A 6,535-nucleotide genomic window follows, 5' to 3' on the forward strand; every position below is an offset into this window, starting at 1 on the left:
TCCTGCGCGGTGGCGGCATCCCCAACCTCGAGGTGCTGCAGAACGAGGTCTACAACATCTTCAACGGGCGGGGCGACGCGATCCGGTCCTTCCTGGGCAAGCTGGACACCTTCACCAGCCAGCTCAACCAGCAGCGCGATGACATCACCCACGCGATCGACTCGACCAACCGGCTGCTGACCTATGTCGGCGCGCGGGCGGACGTCCTCGACCGGGTGCTCACCGACATCCCGCCGCTGATCAAGCATTTCGCCGACACCAAGAACCTGCTGATCAACGCCGTCGACGCGGTGGGCCGGCTGAGCCAGGCCGCTGACCAGTACCTGTCGGAAGCCCGCGGGCCGCTGCACACCGACCTGCAGGCGCTGCAATGCCCGTTGAAGGAGCTGGGGCGCGCCTCGCCCTATCTGATCGGCGCGCTGAAGCTGATCCTGACCCAGCCGTTCGACATCGACACCGTGCCGAAGATCTTCCGGGGTGACTACATCAATATCTCGCTGACGCTCGACGTGACCTACAGCTCGGTCGACAACGCGTTCCTCACCGGTACCGGGTTGTCCGGCGCGCTGCGCGCGCTCGAGCAGTCGTTCGGGCGTGACCCCGAGACGATGATCCCGGACGTGCGCTACACGCCGAACCCGAATGACGCGCCCGGCGGGCCGCTGGTGGAAAGGGGGGACAGGAATTGCTGACTCCTTTCATCAGACGCCAGCTGATCGCATTCGGAATCCTGACGGTCATCTCGATCCTCGTGCTCGGGGTGTACTACCTGCAGCTCCCGAGCCTGGCCGGCATCGGTCGGTACACGCTGAAGGCCGAACTGCCGGCGTCGGGCGGTCTGTACCCGACGGCGAACGTGACGTATCGAGGCATCACGATCGGCAAGGTCACCGACGTCGAACCGACCGAGCGCGGCGCCGAAGCGACGATGAGCATCGACAGCCGCTACAAGATCCCGATCGACGCGACCGCCAACGTGCACTCGGTGTCGGCCGTCGGTGAGCAGTACCTGGACCTGGAATCGACCGGGAATCCGGGCAAGTTCCTGTCCGAGGGTCAGACGATCACCAAGGGCACGGTGCCCGCGGAGATCGGCCCGGCGCTGGACACGGCCAACCGTGGGCTGGCCGTGCTGCCCAAGGACAAGATCGGCCAATTACTGGACGAGACGGCGCAATCCGTCGGCGGCCTGGGTCCCGCCCTGCAGCGGTTGGTGGACTCCACGCAGGCGATCGTCGGTGATTTCAAGACGAACATCACCGACGTCAACGACATCATCCAGAATTCGGGCCCGGTGCTCGACAGCCAGGTCAAGTCGGGCGATGCCATCGAACGCTGGGCGCGCAACCTGAACCGGCTGGGCGCGCAGTCCGCCCAGGAGGACTCGCACGTCAAGAGCATCCTGCGTCAGGCGGCGCCGACGGCCGATCAGGTCAACGACGTGTTCAACGACGTCCGCGAGTCGCTGCCGCAGACACTGGCGAATCTCGAGGTGGTGTTCGACCTGCTCAAGCGCTACCACACCGGCGTCGAGCAGGTCCTGGTGTTCCTGCCTCAGGGCGCGTCGATCGCCCAGACGGTGGCCGCGCCGTTCCCGAACATGGCGGCGCTGGACCTGGCCTTGTCGATCAACCAGCCGCCGCCCTGCCTGACCGGCTTTATCCCGGCGTCGGAGTGGCGGTCCCCGGCCGACACCAGCATGCAGCCGCTGCCGTCGGGCACGTACTGCAAGATCCCGATGGACACCCCGGCCAACAGCGTGCGCGGGTCGCGCAACATCCCGTGCACGGACGTCGAGGGCAAGCGGGCGGCCACGCCCCGGGAGTGCCGCGACCCCAAGCCGTACGTGCCCGCGGGTACCAACCCCTGGTACGGCGATCCCAACCAAATCGTGACCTGCCCCGCGCCGGCGGCACGCTGCGACCAGCCCGTGAAGCCCGGGCAGGTGATCCCGGCACCGTCGATCGACACCGGCCTGAACCCGGCCCCGTCGGACCGGGTGTCCGGGACGCCCCCGCCGACCAGCGACCCCTTGTCCCGGCCGGGGTCGGGTACCGTGCAGTGCAACGGCCAGCAGCCCAACCCGTGTGTCTACACGCCCAGCGGGCCTCCGGTGGCGACCTACAGTCCCCAAAGCGGTGAACTGGTGGGGCCAGATGGAGTTAAATACTCCGTCGAGAACTCGGCCAGAACAGGAGACGACGGATGGAAGGAGATGCTGGCACCAGCCGGCTGAACCCCCCACCGATGCCGAAGTTTCGTCGTCTGCGCGGACGGCGTCCTAAGAACCAGGACCCGGCGGCCGCCGTCGATCCGATCGATTCCGGCGCGACACCCGAGGATTCCGCAGCGCCCGACGGTGTCATCGAACCGCCTGCGCCCGACGTGACCGTCGAGGAGCCGGCGGAAACCGAGGTGGCCGCGGAGGAACCGGCGGGACCCGAGGACGCGACCGAACAGGCCGCTCCCGAGACCGCGGCCGACGAGCCGTCGGAGCCCGGTGCCGAGCTCGGCGACGCCGTCGAGCGTCGGCCGTCGCGGATGGGCCGCGGCTGGCTGGCCGGCATCGCGGCGGTGCTCGTGCTGTGCGCCGCGGCGGTCGGTGTGGGCGGTTACGTCGCGTTGCGCTACCACCATGAAAGCCAGGCGATAGCCCGCAACGACGCCGCTGCGCTCAAGGCCGCCGTCGACTGCGTGTCGGCGACCCAGGCCCCCGACACCAACGCGATGGCGGCGAGTGAGCAGAAGATCATCGACTGCGGCACTGACGCTTTCCGCTCGCAGGCCCTGCTTTACACCAGCATGCTCGTCCAGGCGTACCAGGCCGCCAACGTCCACGTCCAGGTGTCCGACATGCGAGCGGCCGTCGAGCGCAACAACCCCGACGGCTCGGTGGAGGTGCTCGTCGCGGTCCGCGTCAAGGTTGCGAACGACCAGACGCAGAACGAGACCGGCTACCGGCTGCGGGTGAAAATGGCTCAGAGCGAAGGCCAGTACAAGATAGCCAAGCTCGACCAGGTGACGAAGTGACGGTGGTGGTCGACAAACCACCGGCCACGGCCGTCCAGCAGTCTCCGCGGACCGCCCTGGCGCCCTGGCACATTCGCGCCGGCGCGCTCGCGGTCGACGTCTTGCCGGGTGCCGCGGTGGTGGCCACGATGGCGGTCACCTGGTTCACCGTTCCGCCCGGCGGCGTGTGGTGGTGGCTGTGCATCGCGGTCATCGGAGTGGTCATCCTGCTGGTGCTGGTGAACCGGCTGCTGCTCCCGACAGTCGTCGGCTGGAGCCTCGGGCGGGCGCTGTTCGGCATCACGGTGGTGCGGCGCGACGGCGAGCCGATCGGGCCGTGGGGCCTGCTGCTGCGCGACCTGGCGCACCTGCTCGACACCGTCTCGATGGTGGGATGGCTTTGGCCGCTGTGGGATTCGGGCCGCCGCACCTTCGCCGACATGCTGGCGCGCACCGAAGTGCGCCGTCACGAAACGGCGGAGCCGGCGTTCAACGCGCGGCGGTGGACGACGGTCCTGGTGGCGGCCGCGGCGGGGCTGTGCATCGCCGGCGCGGCGCTGAGCTACGCGGCGGTGTTCGCCCCGGACCGGGCCACCGACCGGACGCGGGCGCAGCTGGACACGCAGGGACCGAAGATCGTCGCGCAGATGCTGACCTACGACCCGAAATCGCTGCACGACGACTTCGCCCGCGCCCTGTCCCTGGCCACCGACAAGTACCGGACCCAGCTCGCCGCCCAGCAGGACATGGTGCAGAAGGGCAACCCGGTCATCAACGAGTACTGGGTGACCGATCACGCGGTCCAGTCGGCGTCGCCCGATCGGGCGACGATGCTGATGTTCATGCAGGGGCGCCGCGGCGCGGCGCCCGACGAGCGCTACATCTCCGCCACCGTCCGGGTGACTTTCGTCAAAGGCGGCGACGGCCGTTGGCTCGTCGACGACCTCACGGTGCTGACCAAGCCCAAACCGCCGGGAGCCGGAAAATGAGCCCGCGCCGCAAGTTCCAGCCCGGTGAGGGGCCGCTGCTGGTCCCGCATCCGGTGCCGCCGGGGCGGCCGTGGGGCCTGCCGCTGGCCGGCGCCGTCGCCGCGGTCTTCATGGCGGCCGCGATCACGGTGTGCAGCCTGATGCTCGTCGATCATCAGTCCCGGGAGCGCGCCGCGTCGAAGAATCGCGAGGTCCTCAGCTACGTCACCGGGTTCATGACGCAGTTCACCTCCATCGATCCGTTCCACGCCAACGACTACATAACGCGGGTGCTGGCGCAGGCGACCGGCGACTTCGCCAAGGAATACCGCGACAAGGCGAACGAGATTTTGCTACAGGTGGCCCGCGCCGAACCTGCCACCGGGACCGTCCTGGACGCGGGGGTGGAGCGGTGGAACGACGACGGCAGTGTCACCACGATCGTGGCCACCGCCGTGAGCGCCAAATCGCCCGACGGTAAACAAGTTTGGGAAAACGCCAATCGGTGGACGGCGACCGCCACGCAGGAAGGAAAGCAGTGGAAGATCAGCAACCTGCAGCAGGTGATCTGACCGCCGACGGTAACGCCGCCACTTCGGACGAGGCGGCGACCGAAGAGCGGGAAGAGTCCGGCAGCGCCGACGAAACGGCCTCCGCCGCAGAGGAATCCGAGGCAGCCGAGGGTGACACCGAGGCCGCCGAGGACCAACCCCCCGCTCGCAAGCGGCGCAAATTGCTGGCCGGCAAGCGGCTGGCCGTCACTGTCGCGGTGGCCGCCGCACTGTTCGTCGGTTCCGCGGCGTTCGCCGGCGCGACCGTACAGCCGTACCTGAGCGACCGGGCGGCCGCCGCAACGAAACTGAAGGTGGCGCGGACCGCGGCCAACGCGATCACCACGCTGTGGACCTACACGCCGGAGAACATGGACACCCTCGCCGACCGCGCGTCGGGCTACCTCAGCGGTGATTTCGAGGCGCAGTACCGCAAGTTCGTCGACGCCATCGTGGCGCCCAACAAGCAGGCAAAAATCACCAACCACACCGACGTCACCGGGGCGGCGGTGGAATCGATCGACGACGCCAACGCCGTCGTCATCGTCTACACCAACACCACGTCCACCAGCCCGTTGACCAAGAACGTGCCGGCGCTGAAGTACTTGTCCTACCGGCTGTTCCTCAAGCGCGCGCAGAGCCGCTGGCTGGTGACCAGGATGACGACCATCACGTCGCTGGATTTGACGCCGCACGTCTAGCGCAGTCTGCTACGAGCCATGGCAGTTACCTCGCCGGTGTCGGAGCGATCGACCGTCGCGGCGCTGTTGCTGCTGACCTTCGCCACCGGCCTGGCGGATTCGATCAGCATCCTGGTGCTCGGCCATGTGTTCGTCGCCAACATGACGGGAAACGTAATCTTCCTTGGCTTTTGGCTGGCGCCCAGGACGAGCATCGACCTGACCGCGGTGGTCGTGGCCCTGCCCACGTTCGTGTGCACCACCATCGTCAGCGGCCGGATATCGCGGCACTTCGCCGACCGGACGCGACAGTGGATCACCACCGTATTGGCAACGGAGATAACCCTTTTGGTGGGGTTGGCGATCCTGGCGGGCGTGGGAATCCTGCAGTACCACGACAACACCAAGCTGATCATGATCGGCTTGCTGGCGGTCACGTTCGGCCTGCAGCACTCCAGTGCGCGCCAGTTCGGCATCCAGGAGCTGTCCACCACCGTGCTGACGTCGACGATCGTCAGCCTCGGTCTGGACAGCCGCCTGGCCGGCGGCTCGGGCGCGCGTCAGACGTTGCGTCTCAGCGTCGTGCTGACCATGTGCGCCGGCGCGTTCCTGGGGGCGTCGATGTCGCGGTTCGTCGTCGCACCGGTGTTCGCCGTCACGGCCGCGGTGGTGGCGGCCAGCCTGCTGATCTTCCGCTTCGGGCCGAGCTAGTTGAAGGCGAGCCAGCTGGGCAGCGCCCGCTCGTGCGAATCGCACAGCACCTGCCGGGTGTCGCACGACCCGCGCGGCGAGCCCGCACCGGCCCACATGCCACCGGTGTCGCGGCGCAACACGATGGCCGACGACCCGCCGCCGTCGAGCAGAATGGCGTTGTCGCTGCCCAGCCCGCGGAACAGGTCCTGCATGTTGTCCGGGGTGTAGCTGCCGCCCTCGAAGATGTACATCTCGTCTTTCTGCCGCGCGTACGCCAGAGCCGTCCGCGCGGCGCTGGGCCCGCCGTCGTGCAGCTGTCCGGTGTTGCCGGGCGCCAGCAGCCCGATTCCGGAGACCGCGACGAACCGCTCGTTCTTGTTGAGCAGGTCCTGGACCACGGGCGTGGCGGAGTCGTAGTCGCTCTTGCTCTTGGGCCACACCACGTAGGGGGCGCCGCCCGACGGCAGGATCATCGTCGTCAGGGCGCTCCAGCTTTCGCCGCCGCCCGAGAGGCCCTGCTTGCCCGGGTAGGCCACGGTGCCGGTGACGGCCTGGTTGGCGCGGCCCTGGCCGTTGGTGTTGTCCACGAAGGCGCCCAGCGGCGAGCTGCAGCCGGTCTGACGCCACGAGCCGG

8 protein-coding genes are annotated in these 6,535 nt (G+C 68.3%); 7 read left to right on the forward strand and 1 reads right to left on the reverse strand.

Annotated features, from left to right (window positions below; all coding sequences use genetic code 11):
* The 7 genes from A9X05_RS20395 to A9X05_RS20425 form a co-directional block, all read left to right on the forward strand.
* A partial coding sequence (locus tag A9X05_RS20395; protein ID WP_231978440.1) for an MCE family protein occupies window positions 1-692 on the forward strand: 692 nt, incomplete at its 5' end.
* Entirely contained in the window at window positions 686-2,236 is a 1,551-nt protein-coding gene (locus A9X05_RS20400) for a virulence factor Mce family protein (protein WP_067756115.1), read from the forward strand. The genes A9X05_RS20395 and A9X05_RS20400, both read left to right, overlap by 7 nt.
* On the forward strand, window positions 2,206-3,030 hold the full coding sequence (locus tag A9X05_RS31735; RefSeq protein WP_067783772.1) for an Mce protein: 825 nt from the start codon (window positions 2,206-2,208) through the stop codon (window positions 3,028-3,030). The genes A9X05_RS20400 and A9X05_RS31735 overlap by 31 nt, the downstream gene beginning before the upstream one ends.
* On the forward strand, window positions 3,027-3,998 hold the full coding sequence (locus A9X05_RS20410) for an RDD family protein (protein ID WP_067783775.1): 972 nt from the start codon (window positions 3,027-3,029) through the stop codon (window positions 3,996-3,998). The genes A9X05_RS31735 and A9X05_RS20410 overlap by 4 nt, the downstream gene beginning before the upstream one ends.
* Window positions 3,995-4,549: a mammalian cell entry protein gene (locus A9X05_RS20415; RefSeq protein WP_067756105.1), complete on the forward strand. Its 555-nt coding sequence runs from the start codon at window positions 3,995-3,997 to the stop codon at window positions 4,547-4,549. The genes A9X05_RS20410 and A9X05_RS20415 overlap by 4 nt, the downstream gene beginning before the upstream one ends.
* Window positions 4,516-5,229 carry a mammalian cell entry protein gene (locus tag A9X05_RS20420; protein ID WP_067783778.1) on the forward strand — a complete coding sequence of 238 codons (714 nt, stop codon included), beginning with the start codon at window positions 4,516-4,518 and terminating at the stop codon, window positions 5,227-5,229. Before A9X05_RS20415 ends, A9X05_RS20420 begins: the two co-directional genes overlap by 34 nt.
* Window positions 5,230-5,247: 18 nt before the next feature.
* On the forward strand, window positions 5,248-5,919 hold the full coding sequence (locus A9X05_RS20425) for a YoaK family protein (RefSeq protein ID WP_067756098.1): 672 nt from the start codon (window positions 5,248-5,250) through the stop codon (window positions 5,917-5,919).
* Here the strand turns inward: A9X05_RS20425 and A9X05_RS20430 are convergent.
* On the reverse strand, window positions 5,916-6,535 hold a 620-nt coding region (locus A9X05_RS20430; RefSeq protein ID WP_197499146.1), incomplete at its 5' end, for a phosphodiester glycosidase family protein. The genes A9X05_RS20425 and A9X05_RS20430 overlap by 4 nt on opposite strands.

The organism is Mycobacterium sp. E3298 (genome assembly GCF_001666895.1).
Classification (GTDB): domain Bacteria; phylum Actinomycetota; class Actinomycetes; order Mycobacteriales; family Mycobacteriaceae; genus Mycobacterium.